The organism is Oscillatoria sp. FACHB-1407 (genome assembly GCF_014697545.1).
Lineage (GTDB): Bacteria > Cyanobacteriota > Cyanobacteriia > Elainellales > Elainellaceae > FACHB-1407.
In genome coordinates this window covers 101,620-122,470 of sequence record NZ_JACJSA010000005.1, presented here as the reverse complement: position 1 = coordinate 122,470, position 20,851 = coordinate 101,620, and the positions used below count along the sequence as shown (strand labels likewise).

The following is a 20,851-nucleotide window of genomic DNA, read 5'->3' as shown; positions in this document are numbered from 1 at the left end:
GAATTGAGTGAACCCATTCGCAGCCTTCAGTGAACTCACGCCAAAGTCAGGGGTTTCCAGGTCAGAATCCTTGATCCCGAATTCAGGTGATGGGTTTGATGCTGAAGGCTACTTTGAGTAGGTAATCCTCAACCTAAAATCGCAAATCCAAAATTCAAAATCAAGATTACGCTACGGGTGGGCTTTTGTAGAACGGTCGCTTAACGACCGTAGCGGGATAGGTTTTACCCCGGATCTCAACCTCCAAAGCCTGACCCGGTTTTGATAAGTCTGTAGGAACGTAACCTAACGCGATTGGTTGTCCAACCGTAGGGGCTAAAGTACCACTGGTGACCACTCCAACGATCGCCCCGGTATGAAGTACGGGGTAATCATGACGGGCAATGTTGCGTCCTTGCATCTGTAACCCCACGAGTCGGCGGGAAACCCCTTCCTGCTTCTGCTGTTCCAGCACCGATCGCCCAATGAAATCGCCCTTTTCATCCAAATGCACCAGCCATCCCAAACCTGCCTCTAAAGGAGTGGTGGTTTCATCAATATCCTGACCATACAACGCCATCGCTGCCTCTAACCGCAGTGTATCGCGTGCCCCCAGCCCACAGGGAACCACTCCTGCATCTACGAGCGATCGCCACAACTCTCGCCCCACCTCTGGGTCAAGCATCACCTCAAAGCCATCTTCTCCGGTGTAGCCTGTCCGTGCCAGAAATCCAGGTTGTCCCAACACCGTTCCCTCTAAATGGCAATAGCGTTTGATTGCCGTCAAATCTTCTTTAACAAACGCTTGCAGCGTCTTAACAGCGGTTGGTCCCTGTATCGCAATCAAAACTTTGGTGGGAGACAGATCCTCAAAGGCGATCGCCCCAGTATCCAGGTGGCTCAGCAACCATGTTTTATCTTTTTCAGTCGTTGCTGCGTTGACGATAAGAAATACTCGCTGTTCACCTGTGGCGGTAGTGCCTTGGTAGTAAACAATCAGGTCATCCACAATACCCGCTTGCGAATTGAGCAACACCGTATATTGTGCTTGCCCTGCTTCCAGGCGATCGAGGTTGGAGGGCACGAGGCGTTGCAATTGCTGAATGACATCCACCCCTTGCAGTTGAAATTTGCCCATATGAGAAATGTCAAACATCCCGGCTCGTTGTCGTACCGCTTGATGTTCTTGACTGATGCCAGCAAATTGAACGGGCATCTCCCAGCCTGAAAAGGCGGTCATTCGAGCTTTGAGGGCAACACACAGATCAAACAACGGAGTCTGTTTCAGGGGTTGCACAGAGTTTGAATCGGTAGGGGTTGGGCTTGCCACAGAACGCTATCACTAAAACAAAGCTTTTATCATCCTACAGTTAATCGTCAATCGATTGTGGATACACAGGTCTTCTGATCCAGCCTGTGCTGGGTTTGATCGTCTTAAATCGCTTGCACATGCAACAGGTTGAGAACAAAGATCAACGCATGAAAGCTAATATGAGCCAGCATTGCCGCTTCCAGGGAATATTGCCAGAACAACCAGCCAAACGCAAGACCAGCAATTCCATTGAGCAAAACGGCACGGATCACCACCCAGGTTGTAATAGGCGCAATCGTGGCCGTGAATGGCAAGTGCAATAACCCAAACAAAACTGCCGTCAGAGCGATCGCCCCCCAATAAATTGCCGCACCGGGTGATGTAGCTCTCCGTTGCAACAGCTTCCAGCCTGCCCACGCCAGCAGCGACATCAAACCCCAGCGCATCAATAGCTCTTCGGTGATGCCTCCGTACAGCATTGCAGTTAGTGTATTCAGCCAGTTTGCCTCACCTCGATTGGCAGCTTGTAATGCTGGAGGTAGGGCAGGTTCCATTAGCCGATTCACCAGCAGGATGACTACAGTTGTGACTCCACCAAGCCCCAAGCTCCATTTAACTTCCGTCGCAAAAGACGTTGATTTTGGTGGATAGGACACCCAACGCTCCAACAGATGAGAGCGCAAGCCTAGCGGACGGGTGCAGAAAATGCCGACGAGAATGGCGATCGCCAACAAAATCGCATTCTGAACTCCTTGCAGCATTAATATCACCCAGAGGGGCGGTACTTGTGCGGCGACTTCTGCTGGTAGGGTAGCCAACTGCTGTTGAATGGCAGGAATAGATGTCATCACAAACAGAACGATTCCCAAACTACCCAAGACAAACAAAATCGCAAATTGTTTTAGAACTGCCATTGGCTTCATCTCCTGGCGAAAGTATTTGGCAGACAAACAGCATTGCATAAGTGCGATCGCCTCAGAGGTAAGGACAGGTAACCGCTGGGCATACTCGGTCGTATAGCCGTAGCCCTATTCGATGGGTGGAGGTAAGTCAGAAAGCGTTCCCCAGGGTTTGAGCCATTGCCTTTACCTTCAGCTTGCTGACCAAAGCTATATTTCATGATTTCAAGCGAACTATCATGCACTACTTGTTAGATCTGTTTTCTATCTTATGCATTGGAGCTTTTTTATTCTTTGCACCTGCCCTGGCTGCGATCGCCATCCGACGATCGCTCTCAGCCTCCTGGCATGTCATCTTTCTAGTGCTTTGCATTCTGTATGCTTTTGCACCTCTCTTACTAGGAGCAACAGGATTGCAACTGGCAGAGCAATTTAATTGCACAGTCGATATCACGATTTATACCTGCGTAGACGCTCCTCAATATGAAGACTGGATCACAGGATTAACCTTTGCCCCCTGGGGACTGATATTAACCATTCCATCCGGTGCTTTTGGTGCAACTGGTTTGTTAGTATCGCTCAACGCAATCCAGAAAGCAGAAAGGTATCAACTCGAAAGACCGCCCGTTTACTTCTATCGCAACCCTCGCCGCAAAGCGATCGCCGGAATTTGTAGTGCGATCGCCCAGAGTAGCAACTTTCCCCTATTGGGAGTACGAGCAGCCGCTATATTTTCAATGGTTTGGGCACCCATGATCATACCAGCACTCTATGTCTGGATATGGTTAGCCTTTCCATTAAGACCAGAATCAACAGATCATGGAGATAACCATGAACCTACAAATTAATTGCATCTGGTCAACACCGAGCGATCGCAACCACTTAACCAGGTGCCTCTACTACATCGCCTCTCTATGCGATAGAAATGGAGTATGAGGTGAATCAATTCCGTTGAGTTGCTGATAGAGTTGCCTGCGATGTCTACGCTCCGCAAAATCATTCACGTTGATATGGATGCCTTCTTTGCGTCAGTCGAGCAACGCGATCGCCCAGAGTTGCGTGGCAAACCCATCGTCGTAGGAGGCACACCCGAACAGCGGGGAGCCGTCGCCGCAGCCAGTTATGAGGCACGTCACTATGGCATTCACTCGGCAATGCCGTCACGAGTTGCGTTACAACGCTGCCCTCATGTCATCTTTGTCAAACCTCGCTTCGATGTCTATCGAACGGTATCTCAACAGATTCGTGAGATCTTTCATCGCTACACGGATCTGATCGAACCGCTATCACTGGATGAAGCCTATCTAGATGTCACGCAAAACAAACGAGATATTCCCTTTGCTATCACAATTGCTACAGAGATTAAGCAAGCCATTGTGCAGGAAACCCAATTAACTGCATCGGCAGGAGTTTCCATCAACAAATTTCTGGCTAAAATCGCCTCTGGCTTAAACAAACCCAATGGTTTGACCCTGATCGCTCCAGACCGGGCGGAGGCATTTGTTGAGGCACTTCCCATTGAGAAGTTCTATGGGGTTGGAGCCGCAACCGCCGCCAAAATGAAAGATTTGGGAATTCACCTTGGAGCAGATTTAAAGCGGTGGTCAGAAGAGGCGTTAACTCACCATTTTGGCAAAGCAGGACACTACTATTACCGCGTTGCCAGAGCACAGGACGATCGCCCCGTTAACCCAAACCGGATTCGTAAATCCATTGGAGCAGAGCGATCGTTTGCGGAGGATTTGAGTGATGTAGACCTGATGTGTGATCAACTCAAACAGATTGCAGAAGAAGTGCAGGAGCGGATGGATAAACACCGTCGCTATGGCTATACTCTGACGTTGAAGGTGAAGTACGAAAACTATCAACAAATTACCCGGAGTCGCACAGTCAACACCCTGCTATCTAAAGCAGACGAAATTAGGGCGATCGCCCAGGAACTTCTCATCACTCACCTGGAGCACGATCGAGCCGTGCGGCTTTTGGGCATCACGATTTCGGGGTTGGTAGAACCCACAAAAACCGTTCGTTATGTACAATTGGCGTTTGACCTGTCCCCCTCTGTTCGGCAGTAGTTTACCCTATAACCGAACGTTTGGTATAGTAATAGAAGAACTCCCCATGCTTTGCGTGAATCTTCCACAATGCCCTCCTCAAACAGGGCTTGGGCTTCCTCGTGATATAGCTTTGGTCAGAAAGCTGAAGGCAAAGACAATGACTCAAACCCGATGCTGGGGAGGCTTCCTGACTCGCCTCCGCCCCATCGCCTGTGGCTACGGCTACATACCCCACAACAGCCTCAACCAAAGAGGGATCAATCAATGCCTGAGAAAAAACAAACGAAATCCAGAGAAGAGACGGTTAAGCGTCTTGTAGGGTTATTTCGGCAGTATGGCTACGAGGGGGCAACATTAACCCGCATCTCAGAAGCGACTGACCTGGGTAGAGCCAGTCTGTATCACCATTTTCCAGGTGGAAAAGAGGAAATGGCACAAGCCGTTCTGGAGTATATGGAGCAGTGGATGGAGGCAAACATTATAGAGCCGCTACAGCAGGATAGCTCACCTGGCGATCGCCTCCAAACCATGAGTGCGACGGTTAATCGGTTATACAGCGAAGGCAACACTCCTTGCTTACTGGCTGTCCTCACTCTGGGAGACTCCCACACCCTGTTTCAGCAGCAAGTGAAGGCGGCTCTTAACGGTTGGCTTGAGGCACTGGCGCAGGTATTGATCGACGCTGAAATTGAGCCATCAGAAGCCCGCACTCGCGCTCAAAATGCCATTCTACAAATTCAAGGCGCATTGATATTAGCACGGGGTCTAGGTGACACAACTCCATTTCAACGCACCCTTGAGCAATTGCCAGAGATGTTGTTAAGTCATGCCAAATCCGTTTGATTAACCATCCCTGACATCAGTTAGGCACACGACAGCTTGAAAACAGTTTGACCGTAAATGTCGTGCCTCTACCGACTTCACTTTCAAAGGAAATTTCTCCATGATGCAGGTCTAAGCAGCTTTTAACCATGGTTAGCCCTAACCCTGTTCCCGGAATGCTGCCGACATTTTCGGCTCTGTGAAACGGCTGAAATAGATGTTGTTGATCCTCTGGTGGAATGCCGATGCCGGAGTCTTTGATCCTAAAAATAACCTCTCCGTTAGGACAAATGACGTCAAGATAAATAACTCCTCCTTGAGGAGAATATTTAATCGCATTGGATAACAAATTAGTGAGAATATGCCACAACAACTTTTGGTCTAAACAAACATCTTTAAAGCTTCCCTGAGGATTAAAAATAATCTGGTGTGAGAACCCAGTACTAAACAGCATTTCTTCGATGGTTTGTTGGCAAAAACTCTCTAGCTGGATAGGTTGCGGATCAAACTCCAACACCTGCCTCTCAGCTTGAGATAGGTGCAAAATATCATTTAACAAACTGTCTAAAGAACGAATTGAATTTTGGATGAGGTACAGATATTCCCGCCTTCGTTCTTCGACTAAATCATGTCCATGTCGCTCCAGCAATTGAGCCGACGATAGGATCGAAGCCAACGGATTGCGAAATTCGTGAACCACCATCGACCAAAAACGAGACTTTAGTTCGCTCAGTTCTTTTTCTTTTTTAAGAGCAACCCGAACGGCCGCCTCAGCTAATCGTCTTCGTAGAGCGACTTCGATCGCCACATGCAAGTCTCTCTCATCAAAAGGCTTAACAATATAACCAAAAGGTTCTGTTACTTTTGCCCGTTGTAGTGTGTCTTCATCGGCATAAGCGGTTAAATAGATCACTGGAATATCTAACTCAGTCCGGATTTGTTCAGCCGTTTCAATGCCATCCATCTCTCCTTTGATTTGGATGTCCATTAATACTAAATCAGGACGCAGGTCGGCTGCTTTTTGCAGTGCTTCTTCACCAGATGCAACAGAAGCCACAACAAAATAGCCCAGCTTTTTAAGTCGTTTTTCAATATCCCTGGCGACGACTCGCTCATCTTCTACCACTAACACTTTTTCGCCAACCATTTTACTGGTCCTTTAATAATTATCTCTGGCTATGGGAAGGTGATTGTGAAACTTGTTCCTTGTTCACGATTTAGCTCAATCTCGCCACCCAATTGTTCTGTAAAAATACAAACTAACTCTAAACCTAACGATTCTGTATTACGAAAGTCAATCTCTTTCGGTAAACCGATGCCATTGTCGCTAATCTTTAATTGAAAGCGAGCTGCATTTGTTTGATGAATATCAACACGAATTATATTGTTTTGGTGTTCTGAATCAGTCGGATTTGGGAAAGCGTGCTTTAAGGCATTAGAAATGAGTTCATTAATAATCAAACCACAGGGAATCGCTTTATCAATATCAAGCCAAACATTATCTACTTCTGCCTGAAGCAAGATGTTGTGTGACATTGCTCCATAAGAGCGCAGCAAACTATTAGTTAAATCATCAATATAGTCGCCCATATGAATGCTAGATAAATCTTTAGATTGGTAGAGTTTTTCATGAATGAGTGCCATTGAACGAATTCGATGTTGGCTTTCATTGAAAAGAGCCAAGATTTTTTCGTCCTTAATGTAATCTGATTGCAACCTCAAAACGCTGGAGATAATTTGCAAGTTGTTCTTAACACGATGATGAATTTCCTTGAGGAGAGATTCTTTTTCCTTCAAGGAGAGTTTGAGCTGTTCTTCGGCTCGTTTACGTTCATTTAATTCAGTTTGAGCTTGCTGATAAAGCTCCGATTGTTGGATGGCGATCGCCACATGAATTGCCAGTTGTTTTAGCAGGTCAACTTCAAAAGACTGCCAGCGACGAGGTGCAGAGCAATGATAAGCACAGAGCAACCCCCACAAATGCTCCCCTTGGAGGATAGGCACGACGAGACTGGCTCGGATATCAAACAACACCAGAATGTCAATGTGGCACTGAGTTAGCCCTGCGGCATAAATATCTTCTACAACTTGTGTGCGTCCAGCCTTGTATGCATGAGCATAATTTTTGCCAAAGCATGTGTCCTGGATGGTGCTGTGCAGGGCGGGATGCCAACCCGCTGCCAGGGATTCTACGACTACTGTCCCGCTCATATCGGGGTTGAACTGGTAGATCAAAACCCGATCGGTTTGGAGAAACTGCCGGACCTCATTGACTGCTGTTTGCAAAATTTCATCGAGATTGAGCGACTCTCGGATATGCAACGCCATGGTAGACAAGAGACGGCTGCATTTCAGTTGTTCCAGCAGGTCGGCTGAATCACTGGGACTTAACGCCACTGCTGCTGGGGCGATCGCTGACTCAGGTGCAGTTCGGGTGAGTGCAAACTGTTCAACCGACTGCTGCACCTCTGCCTCGACAGATTGCATCGTGTTGAGATCGAGGGTCTGCAAAAAACTGGTGGGTGTCACGATGCCCAGGGGGATCTTGCCATCCTCCGAGACGACAAACCGTTGTACCTGCTGTTGCTGCATCTCCCAATAAGCCGCCAAAACCGATTGTTCTGGAGGAAAACAAAGCAACGGTGTGCCCATGATGGCTTGAGCTGTGAGGTGAGCCAGATCTTGCCCCAGAATCCGAAGCTGAATCACGTCTTTTGCAAAAACCATGCCAATCAGAGTTGGTTCTTCTGTGGTTGCTGCCGTGATCACGACACAATCGCTCTGGTTGTCGCTCATCAACCGTGCTAACTCCAAAACAGGGGTTGTGACAGGGGCTTGCAGAATTGGAGTTAGGAGGACGCTGGTCAATGGTTTCGATTTCAGCAACTCGTCCAATTGCAGGGCACTGCGGATGCCTGCAATGGATATCACTCCTAAGAAGGAATTTTGAGCATCAACGACAGGCAAGGCTTGCGTGTGATGTTCTCGCAAGAGGGCAAGGGCTGTAAACACGTCTTGCTCCTCTGAGGACAGGAGGGCGATCGCGGGTTGTGCCATCACCTCACTGACGGGGATGGAAGCTAAATCTTGTCCAGACACAATCCACCGGAGTGCATCGGCTTCAGTCAAAACACCCAGCACCTGACGGTCTTCGACCACCCAAATGGAACTGGCACGCGCCTGGTTTCTTAAATTCCAATTGAGAGATAATTCCAGTCCGGGAAGAGCGCAGCTTGCTTGAGCCTTACTCATGATTGATAAGGCTTCCCACAATGAGGTGGCAGGTTCAACAGTCAATGGGGACGAGTCGATCGCCACTTCCAGGCGGGGCTTGAGAGTAGCTTGGGTGTGTGGTTGCATGAGGATCTGAGCAGCTTATGCCTGAACTTCTGACAATCGTGATACGGCTCAAGCTCCCCAGCATTATTCCCAATTACGCTCCAAAAGTCATGGTCTTGGGGTCAGGATGAGTTGCGAGAAGCATTTCACTTGGAGGATTCGCTGCTCAAAACCCATGGGATCGGCATGGGGGAGGATTAATTACAGCAACGGAAGGGTTAGTGAGAATAGGGTGCAGGGGTGGAACCCCTGGCTGGGACGAAGCCCTACACCCGCTTGTCTCAACGGATTGCCAGTTGCCGTAGCATTAGAGAAACTCAAGAATCCTAATACAATCTTAAGCTTGCTTCAGATATACCTGAAAACTTGGCTGCTCGCAAATCCCCCACTTGAAATAATTTTTTACAGCTGCAACATTATTGCTTCCACAATTGCCCTAATACCAGCGCGATCGCCCCCATCACAAACATCAACCCACCAGCCAATCGGTAGGTCAGATCTAGCCCAATGGCTCCACTCATCGGTTGACTGAGCACGGGCGAAATAAATTGACCAAAGAAAAATGCAGTCGTTAAGCCACCCAATACCCGACCTCGCATAGCACCAGGCGTAACAGACGTTAGACAGACATTCATGTTGGGCATGAGTAGCCCTAATCCCGCTCCGGCGATCGCTAAGCCGACAAGAACCATGCCATAGCCCGTGGCAAGGCTGATGATGACATACCCTACCGCCATCGATAGAAAAGCGATCGTGTAGATGCCCATAAACGTCAGACGGGCTTTGATTTGCTTGTAAGCGATCGCACTTGCCGCACTAAACAACGTAGCAAGGGCGATCGCGAATCCACTTTGAGAAGCGTTGGCACTGATCAGTTGCCGGAGGTAGAACGGCAGTTGTGCCGGGATGAGGTAAAACACGACCTGTGACAACAGGGCTGCCGCATATGTCAGGGCGGTGATTGTCCAGGGAAAGGGGGGAGCAGGTTCGTGAGTTGTTTGTTGAGCCTCACTGCTGCGATTAGGCTCCGGCAGGACAAACACCACTAACGGCAAAATCAGCAACGCCAGCAGGTAGATCAGAAAGGGCATCCGCCAACTGATATCTGCCAGAAAACCACCCAGCAGGAGAAATACGACCCCACCCAACCCCATGAATGCCGCTTGAAACCCTAAAAACTGAGCACGCACGGCTCCAACGTAGTAGTCAGCGATCAGGGCTGTGGCAGTGGTCATGATCCCTGCCACACTTAAGCCCAACAACACTCGACCCACCAGAATCAAACCGATCGCATTCAATATCGCTCCAGAACTGCCTGCAATGCCGTAGAGTAACACCGCCAGAGTCAACAACGGTTTGCGACCCGCACGATCGATCATTGTGCCGACAAAAGGGGCACCAATCGCAATAAAGAGAGCCGGAACCGTTAGCACCAGTCGTACCCAATAGGCGGCATTGGGCGTTGCGGCGAAGTGATCCTGCATGGCGGGTAAGGAGGGAGCGATCGTTGCGCCCGCCATCACCGTGAGGCTACTGCAAACCAGAAGGGTGAGTTTGACGAGGAGGGAGTTGGGGCTTTGAAGTTTCATGACGCAGGTTGAATCAGGACATTGGGATAGTATCCACTCGGTTTGACACCAACGGAGTGATTGCCGTGAATCATCGTCTGATGGCTCGCATCAAAGAAGCTGTAGGGGAACTGGATGTCTGGACGACCCACTGCATCCAGGCGATCGCTCAGTTCTTGGGGCAACTCAAAATCTAGAGCTTTGAGGTTGTCTTCAAGCTGCGATAGTTTGGTCGCACCCACGATGACGGAACCCACCCCCGGTCGTGTCGCTGTCCAGTTGACCGCAACCTGCGCCATGCTCTGTCCCAGTTCTTTGGCAACGGCTTCCAACTCGGTGACAATCTTCCAGTTGCGATCGCTAAACTTTTGAAATGCCGGATTCTGGCTATCCTTGAGCGTGTCCAGTCGTCCCTCCGCATTCAACACGCCTTCACTGGGGCGATATTTGCCGCTGAGTAAGCCACTCGCCAGGGGACTCCACACCATGATGCCCATGCCCAGTTCTAACCCCAAAGGAATAAATTCTCGCTCGATATTGCGTTCCACCAGCGAATATTCCAGTTGCAGGGAACTGATGGGTTCATAGCCGCGCCATTCTGCCAGGGTTTGTGCCCGTGCCGCATACCAGGCGGGAGTATCGCTCAAGCCCACATGCCGCACCTTGCCCGATCGCACCAGATCATCCAGCGTTCGCATCACTTCTTCAGCCGGGGTAATGCGATCCCACGTATGGAGAAAGTAGAGATCGATGTAGTCGGTTCCTAACCGTTTTAACGAGCCTTCTAACGCCCGCATGATATTTTTGCGCCCGTTACCGCCTGCATTTGGATTGCTGGGATCAGAACTGTAGGTGAACTTGGTGGCAACGACGATGCGATCGCGCAGATTGCGTTCTGCAATGAACTTACCCGTCCACATCTCGCTTGTGCCGTTGGTGTAGAGGTCTGCCGTATCAACAAAGTTGCCTCCGGCATCCACGTAGGTATTGAACATCTGGCGAGCCGTCTCTTCATCGGAACCCCACCCCCATTCGGTGCCAAAGGTCATCGTGCCGAGGGAAAGACGACTGACGCGCAAACCAGATCGTCCGAGGGTGTAGTAAGCAGCAAGCGACATGAACAGTACTCCTTAACGTTAAGGCATGGGAATTGAAGTAAGTTGGATATTTGTTCGGGGCGAGTTTTGTCGTCACATTCATTGTTGGGTACAGATGGCTCTGCTAAACCCGCCTGTCCCGTTTGCGGATTTGTTCTAGCTTTGGTCAGCAAGTTTAGGACAAAGGCAATGGCTCAAACCCTGATTCTGGGAAGCTTTCTGACTCGCTTCCGCCCCATTGAATGTGGCTATGGCTATAAATCCATAATCCTGAGTGAGGCGATCGCAAATTGGTGTCAGTGAGTCGGTGTTCCAGAAGGCATCGCAGCCTGTTGATCGCCAAAACAGTTAACCGCTTCTACAATGCGATCGCTCTTGATGTGAAGGAGCAGTGCCCAGAGTTGATCGATGTTATTGCCTGCTCCAGGCTTGCTCCATCCCCGGTGAACATCTAGCACGCAGGTATTGTTGCCCCTCAAAACAGCACCTCTGCCCGAAGGTTGGCTTTAGTTAGTTGCCGTTGCTTCAATGAATTTGAGAAATGCATATGCCTCTGCTGGTGAGTAACGGGACTGGTGTCCCTGATAGTCAATGATGTATGCACCCAGGACTTCTCCACAGGCAGTACAAGTAACGGCTTTTGACTTCAATGTGTCAACACTCAACTGCAAAATCTGCTCTCTCAGCCAAGTTTCAAATGCAGTTGCGATCGCTAAATCAGAGGTTGACGATGTCATAACAGTATTACTCCACAGTTAATCTAAAGCCAATTGACAATGCAATAAATGCAGTCATTAGCAACATGACTCTAATCCAGTTATAGATGTCCCATCGGTTTCTAATAACTTCCCAATTAGCAGGTAAATTGTTGAGATCCCATTCCTTAACTTGATTGTTGAGAGGTACTGGAAAGAACAAACTGTAAGGAATGACGATAATCCAGATGAGAGCTGCTGCAAGTAGCCAGGAAAACACGAGTGGAGAATAAAACCACGCCATAACACACACAATTATGTGTAATGCGGTTGTCACTCCCATCCATATGGGCATCACTCTACCATAGAGATTGGCAAAGTGTTGTATCACTACCAGATTTGAGCGATGATCTTTACCAGACAGCGATGGATGGATAAAAGCGGCGACTGCAAACTCATTACCCATTAGCAAAGCAGAGTTTAGAAGCAGAGCCAGAATCACTAAAACCATTCCCTATTCCCAACGTTTTTGCTTCATTTAAATTTCTGTCGCAAAACAATAACCACTATCAAAAGGGGCGATCGCCTGTTTCCCAAAGGGTTGTCAATGAATCCCATCTGTCGTCGAGTTGAGCGATTCATTGGCTCCTTCATAAAGACTTATCGCGCTAAGTGCCCTCCCGTCACATCCAAATCCATTCCAGTGACCGACGTCGCATCGTCAGATGATAGAAACATGACGGCTCGTGCCATCTCTTCACCCGTCATAATGCGCTTCGTCACCATCGTTGGAGTCGCTTGATCATAGGTCAAGCCCTGATCCTGAAAGGACTGACGCAGCATTGGTGTATCGACTGCTAGTGGTGAGATCGAGTTAATGCGAATGTTGTGATCCGCGTTTTCAAGTGCGGCTGCTTTAGTCAATCCCATCACCGCGTGCTTGCTGGCATTGTAAGGACTGAAGTTGGCAAATCCCACATGTCCTGATACAGACGACATGTTAACAATGACTCCACCTCCCTGTTGCCGCATGGGGGGAATTTCATACTTCATGGCTAGAAAAACACCCATCGCATTTGTCAGCATTAAGTCTTGGTAGGTTTCTAAAGAAAGTTCATGCAATGGGGCTGGATCTAAAAACACACCCGCATTGTTAAAGGCAATGTCAATCCGTCCATTTTGCTGTAAGCACGTCTCAACAAAAGCTTTCACATCTTCTTCGACGCGGACATCGGCTCGTTGATAGGTTGCTTTTCCGCCCGCATCCCGAATGCTCTGGGCAACTTGTTCTCCCAGTGCTTCACGCCGACCACAGAAATGGACAGTTGCACCTTCCATGGCAACGGCTCGTGCGGTTGACTCACCAATTCCCGATGTGGCTCCCGTAATCAGCACCACTTTTCCTGCAAAGCGACCGTTTGCATCAGCACTGGATTTGGGTTGTGGCGGATTGAGCGTATTAGCATCGGCTTGTCGCCCAGTGGCGACGGTTGCAAGTCCTGCTAAGCTTGCCCCACCCAGCAACATGGCTCGACGACGGTTTGCATTAAACGGGGTTTGACTAATCAGTTGAGTCCACTTCAACAGATTCGTCAGCTTCATAAACAACGTTCTCCTGATCGTATGAGTACTAATCTTTAAGTGTTTGAACGATGTACACGAGTTGCATACGTATTTTTTCAGAGAATGGCTCTATAAATCTTGCCAATTCTTGCTAATCTGTAGTTTTGGTCAGAAAGCTCAGGACAAAGGTAATGGCTCAAATCCTGATTCTGGGCGAGCTTTCCGTCTCAACTCCGCCCCATTAATGGGGCTACAGCGATAACGTCAGTTAGTATGCCAGTGACACTACAACCTCTCCTATCGAGAACCTTTTAACGCCCCTACAGCGGTGGTTAGTAACTCTGATTCCTTAAAGACTAATTTTTTGCTCTTGCATGACTCGTTGCACAGCAGCATCTTCTGCCATCTGCATCATAAACCGATGCAGGTTGGGATAATCGGTGAAAGGCTTGGGTAACGAGTTACCCCACCGACAGAACACAAACAGATAGGGGTCGAGCACTGTCCGCCGATCTTCGACCATGTAAGTGCGATCGCCCATGTAGTCATTAAGTAGTTGAAAGTGAAAGTCAATCTGTTTGTAAGCCGCTTCTCGAATCGCGTGAAACTGGGCTTTATCCTCAATGTAGCGTTGCGGCAAAAAGTAGGGGTAAAAGGCAGGATGCACATCTCCTGTGAGATACGACATCCACTTGTGCATTTCATATCGCGCTTTAGGAGTGGAACTGGCTCCCAGATTCACCTCTGGAAACTTGTCAGCCAGGTAAAGTAGAATTGCTTCTGCTTCCGTCAAAATATCTCCATCATCCTCAATCAGCGCAGGGACTTTGCCAGCGGGGTTGATTGCTAAAAACTCAGGCTCACGAGTTTTACCTCGCTCGATGCGTCCCACTTCATAAGGCTTCCCAATCCACTCCAACACGATATGCGGAGCAAGAGAACAAGCACCGGGCATATAAAACAATTTCACCTGAGTCTCCTTTTTTGCAGTCGATCGCCTCCAATACAATACTGAAATTCACGATTGGTTGATTCACCCGTTCATGCGATTCAAGTCATTACTTCAGGCATTACTGAATGCAGATATGACGCTTAAAAATTGACTACCGCTGTACGGCGTTTTGCGAAATGCCCCTACGAAATTCATACATTGGATCAGCAATACACGCCATTAATTCAAAAAAGAAATATTTCTAAAGAATGGCTCCTAAATCTAACTTTGCGTTTTGAATCTTGTTTATACCAAATTAAATTGTGAGCCAGGCAGATATTGGTAGAGACGGGTTTTGCAGATAGGTTCTTGGATTTGCTGTTCGTAAACCGCTAAACCTGCCCCTACAAATGTCCGAATTTGCACTGGAAACCAGTTAAATCGGTATTAGTTGTATTCATCTGTAAGAGCCAAGCATGAAAGGAATGACGTTGTTTGTAGCCGCGATCGCCACTGGTCTGTGGAGTAGTGCGATGACCTTTCCTCAGATTGCGCTGGCTCAAGGCTTGCCCCCCATCTTTGCCGATGATCCGGTGACACTGGCTGCCGATCGCCGCGTAGCTGAATTTCCGGTGAATACTTTTCTAGAAAATGTTGTGATTGATTCACAAGGGACGCTATTCATCACCAGTCACGAAGAGGGCAAGATTATTCGCATTACACCGGGAGGCACCGCAGAACTCTACGCCACACTCCCTGGGAAAGCGACGGGAATCGCCTTTGCCTCAAATGGAAGTTTGCTGGTGACCGGATGGGATGCCAACAATGCGTCGATTATTTCACGAGTCTCCCGTAGTGGCAACGTCGAAGTGCTAGCCACTCTACCCGATGCTATCTTTTTGAATGGCATTACTCGGTTAAGGGGCGATCGCTATCTGATTGCCGACTCCTATAAAGGTGTGATTTGGCAGTTTGACGTGAGCGATCGCACGGCTGAGATCTGGTTAGAGCATCCGCTGCTGGCTCGTAGCAGTTCTGAAAGTCCGATTCCGGCTGTCAACGGCATCAAAATCTTTGACGGCACGCTCTATGTCTCTAACACGGAAAAAATGCTGCTGTTAAAGGTTCCCATCACCTCACGCGGACAGGCAGGTAGCCCAGAGGTATTCGTCGAGGAGGTCAATATTGATGACTTTGCCTTTGATACCGATGGCAACCTTTACGGCGCAACCCACATTTACAACAGTGTTGTGCAGATTACTCCATCTGGAGAGGTTACCACGATCGCTCAGGCAGAGCAGGGGGTGATTGGTAGTACCGCGATCGTCTTTGGACGCAGACGGGGCGATCGGACTGGGATTTACGTCGTGACGAATGGCGGCATGTTCTTGCCACCTCCCACTGGAGTAGCTCCCGCTCAGGTCGTCAGACTGGAAGTGGGACAGGAGGGCGATCGGTAGTTCCGACGGGGGTTATTGGTGGCGATCGTACCAACCTAATTTTGGATTTTAGGTTTGTGATTTTGGGGTTACACCTAACCCCACCGCCTACGGCACCTCCCCTTACTAAGGGGAGGTTGGGAGGAGTCGCATGTGTCGTGTTCTCAAATCAAATAGTTCTCATTTGTAGCGAAGAAGAACTCATACGTAACGAAAGACTTCTCATACGTAACGAAAGACTTCTCATTTGTAGGGAAGAAGAACTCATACGTAACGAAATAGTTCTCATACGTAACGAAAGACTTCTCATTTGTAGGGAAGAAGAACTCATACGTAACGAAATAGTTCTCATTCGTAACCAATGAGTTCTTTTTGGCATCAGGACACGTGAAATTGAGCAGACGGGGGGATAGCCTTTTGGGAAGCAGCACCGGATCATCCCAACGGTAAACACTGGCAGAAAACCTCGCACACTGCTAGTTCACCAGAGGAATCACTGAGTTAACTTATAAACAGAGAGAATTCAGTGACTCCTCAACCCCGTAATAACCCTATGTTCTCCGACGCTATCAAACTCACGATCGCCTTTATTGACTCTGACCTCGACCCCGAAGAACGCGACGAACAGGCACAGCGACTCCTCGCCGAACTGCAAGACCTAGACGAGGTAGATGAAGTCGATCGCGTCCTTGACCCCAACCCCCCCGAAGGCAACAAAGCTTTGGGTGGATTTATACCCGGTTGGCTCCTGGCAGAGGTTAGTGTCGCCAATGCTAAGAAGCTGTTTGGTTTTTTGGGCGATCGCCTCGGTGGAAAGCCTATTGAACTAGAGGTTGAAGCCAACGGTAGAAAGCTTAAAGTTTCTGCCCATAGCCGCGAAGAACTGGAAGCGGCGGTCAAAGCCGCTCAAGATTTTGTCAACTCGTAGGTGGGTGAAGTGTAGCGCAACCCAACACCCAAACGCCTTCTCATCATCCCGGCACCCATGGCAAAGATCGCATTACTCATCGGCGTTAGTAACTATCACTCAGGCTTAAACCCCTTACCTGCGGCAGTTAGGGATGTGGAAGCCATGCGGCGTGTCTTGCAAAACTCAGAACTGGGTGAATTTGATAGGGTGAAACCCTTGCTCAATCCTGAGCCACAAGCCATGCAATATGAGATTGAGACTCTATTCTCAAATTGCACTAAAGATGATCTGGTGCTGCTTTATTTTTCTGGACATGGCATCAAAGACGACAACGGCAATCTCTACTTTGCAACTCCAATCACTCAAAACAATACCAGGGGTGATTTGATTCGTTCCTCGGCGGTGGCTGCTCGCTTTGTCCATGACGTTTTATATAACAGTCGTGCCCGACGCCAGACCATCATTCTCGATTGCTGCTTCAGTGGGGCATTTGATCCGCAACTGCGATTAAAAGATGATGGCTCAGTGGATGTATCAGGTCAATTAGGAGCCGAAGGACGGGTGGTGTTGACCTCCTCTAGCTCAACCCAATATTCCTTAGAACTAGCTGACTCTGAACTGTCGCTCTATACCCGCTATCTGGTGGAAGGGATCGAAACTGGAGCAGGCGATGTCAACGAAGACGGACAAATCTCGGTGCAAGAACTGCACCACTATGCCTTTGATCGGGTGCGGGCAACTGCCCCTAACATGACTCCCAAATTAATCTGCCTCAAGGATTTGGGCTTTGAAATCATTTTGTCAAAGGCAAGGGTGGCTAATCCCCGATTGCGCTATCGCAAGATGGTGACGAAATATGCCACCGGAGACACAATCCGTCCGGCAGGTCGAGCCGTGCTGAATACTCTGCGACAGCAGTTGGGCTTGACCCCGGCTGAAACCGACGATATTGAAGCCGAAGTCTTTCGCCCCTATCGAGAACGCATTGCTAACTTGCAAAAGTATCAAGAAGCTCTGTTAGCTGAAGCCAAACATGAATATCCCCTCGGAGAGGAAGCGCGAGACGCTCTACAAACCCTGCAACAGTTGTTGGGCTTGCGTGATGCTGATATTACTCCGATTGAGCAAGACATTGCAGCCCAATTTACCCAATCAGCAACGTCGATCGCAGTACCCACACCATCAGTCATCCCTCAGCCCCCCAAACCTGAACCTGCTACTCAAACCCCGACCGAATCTCTCACTGCCGAGGAGTTCTTTAATCGCGGATTAGAGAAATCTAGAGTAGGCAACAAACAAGGAGCGATCGCCAACTACACCGACGCCATTCGCTTAAAGCCAGACTATGCCAAGGCTTATGCTGGTCGTGGAGTTGCCAAACGGGCTTTGGGCGACTATCAAGGGGCTATCGAAGACTACAACGAAGCCATTCGCTTAAAACCGGACTATGCTGATGATTACAACAATCGCGGGGCTGCCAAATTGGCTTTGGGTGACAATCAAGGGGCACTTGCTGATTATCGAGAAGCCGCAAAATTGTATCAACAACAGGGCAATACAGAGAGGTATCGCTATGCCCTTAACCGGATTGAGGAACTTGAGAAGCAAGACAAAGGCTTCTGGGGCAAGCTGTTTTCGTGAGGTGAGTCAGATCTGCGACTTCTCAAAGAAGTCGCAGATCTAGCTACTTGTCTAGGTGACAATCAAGGGGCACTTGCTGATTATCGAGAAGCTGCAAAATTTATCAACAACAGGGCAATACAGAGAGGTATCGCTATGCCCTCAACCAGATTGAGCAACTTGAGAAGCAAGACAAAGGCTTCTGGGGCAAACTGTTTTCGTGAGGTGGGTCAGATCTGCGACTTCTCCGAGAAGTCGCAGATCTAGTCGTCTAACATCAACCCCTTCAACACTGGAGTGTTAGGCAAATGGTGATCTTCCAAAAACATCTGATAAGCGCGATCGCCATCAATCTGCTCCTTAACCCATTCCAGCTTTGGCAAACTGCCATTTCGTAATCCTGCATATTCCAGGTAACTGGAAAACTCCCACTCTTCTGGTTGCTTTACAAGATCAGCTTTGACTGGATTCAGGTGAATATAACGGGTCAGAGTAATCAGGTGCTCAGTATTTGTGATCAGAATCTTCTGAAATCGACCTTGAAATAGAGCACCGACTCGATTAAACCGTTTGTTGATTGCCTTTGTGTAGGATAACGACAAAGACTTCATTGCCTCTGATAATGCGTCTGTTTGTAGATAGACCAACAGGTGATAGTGATTGGGCATGAGACAATATGCCGCTACATCCACATTGTTATTGATTAGATTCTGACGAATTAAGCGCAGAAAATGCAGATAGTTTTCGCGTTCAAAGAAGATGCTTTGACGATTGTTGCCCCGATTGTAGATGTGATAGAACTGTCCTGTCTGGGGAAAGGTTTTCTGTTTAGCCATTGCATCGATCATGAACCTCGCTCTTAAAGTTCCCAGGAATACAAAATCGCTGCTTAGATCTGCGACTTCTTCAAGAAGTCGCAGATCTGTTTCACCAAGCTCCAGACCTTCTATGCTGCGTTGGTTATTTCCTCCCCTACTGACCCTGCTTCTTGTAGCGACTCCTGCCTGCTCTACAACCCCAAATGTTGATGACCTATATCAACAGGGCAACGCGGCTCAAGCCGCAGGCAACTACAATGAAGCCGAACGCATTTTTCGTAGCATTCTTGAACGTGACCCAAATGCTGTGCCTGCATACATTTATCTAGCCAACGCACTCCAAGCTCAAGGTAGACGGGTGGAGGCAGCAGATCAGATTTTGCTCGCTCTGCAACTCGACCCAAACGCTGTTGATACCTATGTGCCTCCTGACTCTCCGCTGCGGGCAAACCCCGAAGCGGAGCAGGCAGAGTTAATCGCTAGCCTCCGTCGTGCTGTTGAGGTTTACCCCGATCAGGCAGCATCTTATATGAGGTTAGCTATGGCACTCGCGGATCAAGGTGAGCTACCAGAGGCGATCGCCAATTTTCGTCGTGCCATCGAACTCTCTCCAGAACAGCCATTTCTCTATGTTCGGTTAGGACAGGCATTGGTTGAGCAGGGAAATCTGACCGAGGCGATCGCCGCTTATCAACAGGCAATCGAACTTGATCCCGACTACATTGAGGCTCAGAACCGCTTGACGGAGGCTCAGCGGCTTTTGGAGTTGCGTCAGTAGGTCACCAACAAGAGTGATGTAGGAAGATTCTTAAAGAATTCCAGGGTTAGGGTGCGATCGCTCTGTAATCACTAACAGTCATCGTCAAGTTAATCGAATTCTGATGAATAGTGTCCACGGTTTAAGAAACACTTGGTTTCAGCCGAAAGTCATCTCCCGAATTGCTCCGTATCTGACGGTTGGACTCGTCGGGAGCCTGATGCTAATGGCGGGTTGTGCTCGTGAGCCGGAAACTCCCATCGGCAAACTCACAGTAGGTATCGTCAGCTATGGCGAGGGTACTGCCTCACTGGAGCAGTACGATCGCTTCAAACAATACCTGGGTGAACAAACCGGAGCCGTGGTTGAGTTGGAGCCTGTTTATAACGAAATCCAAGCGTTGGAACAGATTCAACGGCAGTCGTGGTCGATTGTGTTTGCCCCTCCTGGGTTAGCTGCGATCGCCATTGATCAGCAACAATACCTCCCCGTCTTTCCCCTCGAAAGTCAGGGCACAGAAACCTCGGTACTCGTGGTACGGGCAGACAGTGGCATTCAGGAATTGAAGGATTTGCAAAACCGAGTCCTGGCATTGGGAGAAGAGGGTTCTGCCGCTGGATATTATCTACCGCTCTATGACTTGTACGGCTTGACTCTGGCAGAGATCCGCTTTGCCCCCACTCCCAAAACTGCCCTGGAATGGTTAGACGAAGGGGCGATCGATGCAGCAGCTTTGTCCCAGGCTCAATTAGAGGAATACGAGTTTGAGGTCGATGTGGAGCTACAGGTGATTCACCAGAGCCGAGCCATTCCGCCAGGAGCCGTGTTGTTAGGTCCAAGAATTGAGCGCAATCAGGAACAGGTGATTCGTCAGGCATTGAGTCAGGCAACCTCAGACATAGCTGGGGACGCAGGGTATATTCCAACCAGCGATGCACCAGATTACTCTCGGCTGATCGAATTCATTCAGAAGGTTGAACCCATCGAGGCAAACGTTCGCGAAATGCCAGCGGTTTTAGCTGTAGACAATCCATAGGTATTGCTA

The 20,851-nt window shown here is 48.9% G+C and carries 20 protein-coding genes; 8 read left to right on the top strand and 12 right to left on the bottom strand.

Features of this window, described 5'->3' with window-relative positions; genetic code table 11:
- Positions 1–166: 166 nt before the first annotated feature.
- Entirely contained in the window at positions 167–1,309 is a 1,143-nt protein-coding gene (gene gcvT / locus H6G89_RS10315) for a glycine cleavage system aminomethyltransferase GcvT (RefSeq protein WP_190505710.1), read from the bottom strand.
- Between the two features lie 104 nt (positions 1,310–1,413).
- Positions 1,414–2,205, bottom strand: a complete 792-nt coding sequence (locus tag H6G89_RS10310) for a CPBP family intramembrane glutamic endopeptidase (protein ID WP_190505708.1) — start codon at positions 2,203–2,205, stop codon at positions 1,414–1,416.
- 224 nt (positions 2,206–2,429) lie between these two features.
- Between H6G89_RS10310 and H6G89_RS10305 the strand changes: the two genes are divergently transcribed.
- The 3 genes from H6G89_RS10305 (at position 2,430) to H6G89_RS10295 (ending at position 5,090) form a co-directional block, all read left to right on the top strand.
- Positions 2,430–3,038: a PspC domain-containing protein gene (locus H6G89_RS10305; RefSeq protein WP_190505706.1), complete on the top strand. Its 609-nt coding sequence runs from the start codon at positions 2,430–2,432 to the stop codon at positions 3,036–3,038.
- A 129-nt stretch (positions 3,039–3,167) separates the two neighbouring features.
- Positions 3,168–4,265 carry a DNA polymerase IV gene (gene dinB / locus H6G89_RS10300; protein WP_190505704.1) on the top strand — a complete coding sequence of 366 codons (1,098 nt, stop codon included), beginning with the start codon at positions 3,168–3,170 and terminating at the stop codon, positions 4,263–4,265.
- Positions 4,266–4,511: 246 nt separating this feature from the next.
- Positions 4,512–5,090, top strand: a complete 579-nt coding sequence (locus H6G89_RS10295; RefSeq protein ID WP_190505697.1) for a TetR/AcrR family transcriptional regulator — start codon at positions 4,512–4,514, stop codon at positions 5,088–5,090.
- 16 nt (positions 5,091–5,106) lie between these two features.
- On the opposite strand, the gene H6G89_RS10290 is transcribed toward H6G89_RS10295, so the two are convergent.
- The 9 genes from H6G89_RS10290 to H6G89_RS10250 form a co-directional block, all read right to left on the bottom strand.
- Complete coding sequence (locus tag H6G89_RS10290; RefSeq protein ID WP_190505695.1) at positions 5,107–6,216, bottom strand: hybrid sensor histidine kinase/response regulator; 1,110 nt, start codon at positions 6,214–6,216, stop codon at positions 5,107–5,109.
- Between the two features lie 29 nt (positions 6,217–6,245).
- Positions 6,246–8,429, bottom strand: coding sequence for a histidine kinase dimerization/phosphoacceptor domain -containing protein (locus H6G89_RS10285; protein ID WP_190505693.1), 2,184 nt, complete (start codon positions 8,427–8,429; stop codon positions 6,246–6,248).
- A 395-nt stretch (positions 8,430–8,824) separates the two neighbouring features.
- Positions 8,825–9,997 carry an MFS transporter gene (locus H6G89_RS10280; RefSeq protein ID WP_190505692.1) on the bottom strand — a complete coding sequence of 391 codons (1,173 nt, stop codon included), beginning with the start codon at positions 9,995–9,997 and terminating at the stop codon, positions 8,825–8,827.
- Complete coding sequence (locus H6G89_RS10275) at positions 9,994–11,094, bottom strand: aldo/keto reductase (protein WP_190505690.1); 1,101 nt, start codon at positions 11,092–11,094, stop codon at positions 9,994–9,996. Before H6G89_RS10275 ends, H6G89_RS10280 begins: the two co-directional genes overlap by 4 nt.
- A gap of 275 nt (positions 11,095–11,369) precedes the next feature.
- Complete coding sequence (locus H6G89_RS10270; protein ID WP_190505688.1) at positions 11,370–11,531, bottom strand: hypothetical protein; 162 nt, start codon at positions 11,529–11,531, stop codon at positions 11,370–11,372.
- 48 nt (positions 11,532–11,579) lie between these two features.
- Positions 11,580–11,810, bottom strand: a complete 231-nt coding sequence (locus H6G89_RS10265) for a hypothetical protein (RefSeq protein ID WP_190505686.1) — start codon at positions 11,808–11,810, stop codon at positions 11,580–11,582.
- 7 nt (positions 11,811–11,817) lie between these two features.
- Positions 11,818–12,279 carry a DUF1772 domain-containing protein gene (locus H6G89_RS10260; protein WP_190505684.1) on the bottom strand — a complete coding sequence of 154 codons (462 nt, stop codon included), beginning with the start codon at positions 12,277–12,279 and terminating at the stop codon, positions 11,818–11,820.
- Between the two features lie 149 nt (positions 12,280–12,428).
- Positions 12,429–13,370, bottom strand: coding sequence for an SDR family NAD(P)-dependent oxidoreductase (locus tag H6G89_RS10255; RefSeq protein ID WP_199336648.1), 942 nt, complete (start codon positions 13,368–13,370; stop codon positions 12,429–12,431).
- 310 nt (positions 13,371–13,680) lie between these two features.
- Positions 13,681–14,301: a glutathione S-transferase family protein gene (locus H6G89_RS10250; protein WP_190505681.1), complete on the bottom strand. Its 621-nt coding sequence runs from the start codon at positions 14,299–14,301 to the stop codon at positions 13,681–13,683.
- A 437-nt stretch (positions 14,302–14,738) separates the two neighbouring features.
- Between H6G89_RS10250 and H6G89_RS10245 the strand changes: the two genes are divergently transcribed.
- The 3 genes from H6G89_RS10245 (at position 14,739) to H6G89_RS10235 (ending at position 18,252) form a co-directional block, all read left to right on the top strand.
- Positions 14,739–15,722, top strand: coding sequence for an SMP-30/gluconolactonase/LRE family protein (locus tag H6G89_RS10245; protein WP_199336647.1), 984 nt, complete (start codon positions 14,739–14,741; stop codon positions 15,720–15,722).
- Positions 15,723–16,227: 505 nt separating this feature from the next.
- A complete protein-coding gene (locus tag H6G89_RS10240) occupies positions 16,228–16,629 on the top strand; it encodes a hypothetical protein (RefSeq protein ID WP_309229761.1) in 402 nt (133 codons plus the stop codon).
- Between the two features lie 57 nt (positions 16,630–16,686).
- On the top strand, positions 16,687–18,252 hold the full coding sequence (locus H6G89_RS10235) for a caspase, EACC1-associated type (RefSeq protein WP_190505679.1): 1,566 nt from the start codon (positions 16,687–16,689) through the stop codon (positions 18,250–18,252).
- Between the two features lie 242 nt (positions 18,253–18,494).
- On the opposite strand, the gene H6G89_RS10230 is transcribed toward H6G89_RS10235, so the two are convergent.
- Positions 18,495–19,079 (bottom strand): REP-associated tyrosine transposase, encoded by a 585-nt coding sequence (locus H6G89_RS10230; RefSeq protein ID WP_242059898.1) that lies wholly within the window; start codon positions 19,077–19,079, stop codon positions 18,495–18,497.
- A gap of 100 nt (positions 19,080–19,179) precedes the next feature.
- Between H6G89_RS10230 and H6G89_RS10225 the strand changes: the two genes are divergently transcribed.
- Positions 19,180–19,827, top strand: coding sequence for a tetratricopeptide repeat protein (locus H6G89_RS10225; protein WP_190505677.1), 648 nt, complete (start codon positions 19,180–19,182; stop codon positions 19,825–19,827).
- Between the two features lie 103 nt (positions 19,828–19,930).
- Positions 19,931–20,842, top strand: a complete 912-nt coding sequence (locus H6G89_RS10220) for a phosphate/phosphite/phosphonate ABC transporter substrate-binding protein (protein ID WP_190505675.1) — start codon at positions 19,931–19,933, stop codon at positions 20,840–20,842.
- Positions 20,843–20,851 lie beyond the last annotated feature (9 nt).

Bases quoted from the DNA above. Each gene is read 5' to 3' on its own strand.
- H6G89_RS10310 (WP_190505708.1), bottom strand. From the start codon at position 2,205: ATGGCAGTTCTAAAACAATTTGCGATTTTGTTTGTCTTGGGTAGTTTG.
- H6G89_RS10305 (WP_190505706.1), top strand. From the start codon at position 2,430: ATGCACTACTTGTTAGATCTGTTTTCTATCTTATGCATTGGAGCTTTT.
- dinB (WP_190505704.1), top strand. From the start codon at position 3,168: ATGTCTACGCTCCGCAAAATCATTCACGTTGATATGGATGCCTTCTTT.
- H6G89_RS10295 (WP_190505697.1), top strand. From the start codon at position 4,512: ATGCCTGAGAAAAAACAAACGAAATCCAGAGAAGAGACGGTTAAGCGT.
- H6G89_RS10290 (WP_190505695.1), bottom strand. From the start codon at position 6,216: ATGGTTGGCGAAAAAGTGTTAGTGGTAGAAGATGAGCGAGTCGTCGCC.
- H6G89_RS10285 (WP_190505693.1), bottom strand. From the start codon at position 8,429: ATGCAACCACACACCCAAGCTACTCTCAAGCCCCGCCTGGAAGTGGCG.
- H6G89_RS10280 (WP_190505692.1), bottom strand. From the start codon at position 9,997: ATGAAACTTCAAAGCCCCAACTCCCTCCTCGTCAAACTCACCCTTCTG.
- H6G89_RS10275 (WP_190505690.1), bottom strand. From the start codon at position 11,094: ATGTCGCTTGCTGCTTACTACACCCTCGGACGATCTGGTTTGCGCGTC.
- H6G89_RS10265 (WP_190505686.1), bottom strand. From the start codon at position 11,810: ATGACATCGTCAACCTCTGATTTAGCGATCGCAACTGCATTTGAAACT.
- H6G89_RS10260 (WP_190505684.1), bottom strand. From the start codon at position 12,279: ATGGTTTTAGTGATTCTGGCTCTGCTTCTAAACTCTGCTTTGCTAATG.
- H6G89_RS10255 (WP_199336648.1), bottom strand. From the start codon at position 13,370: ATGAAGCTGACGAATCTGTTGAAGTGGACTCAACTGATTAGTCAAACC.
- H6G89_RS10245 (WP_199336647.1), top strand. From the start codon at position 14,739: ATGAAAGGAATGACGTTGTTTGTAGCCGCGATCGCCACTGGTCTGTGG.
- H6G89_RS10235 (WP_190505679.1), top strand. From the start codon at position 16,687: ATGGCAAAGATCGCATTACTCATCGGCGTTAGTAACTATCACTCAGGC.
- H6G89_RS10230 (WP_242059898.1), bottom strand. From the start codon at position 19,079: ATGATCGATGCAATGGCTAAACAGAAAACCTTTCCCCAGACAGGACAG.
- H6G89_RS10225 (WP_190505677.1), top strand. From the start codon at position 19,180: ATGCTGCGTTGGTTATTTCCTCCCCTACTGACCCTGCTTCTTGTAGCG.
- H6G89_RS10220 (WP_190505675.1), top strand. From the start codon at position 19,931: ATGAATAGTGTCCACGGTTTAAGAAACACTTGGTTTCAGCCGAAAGTC.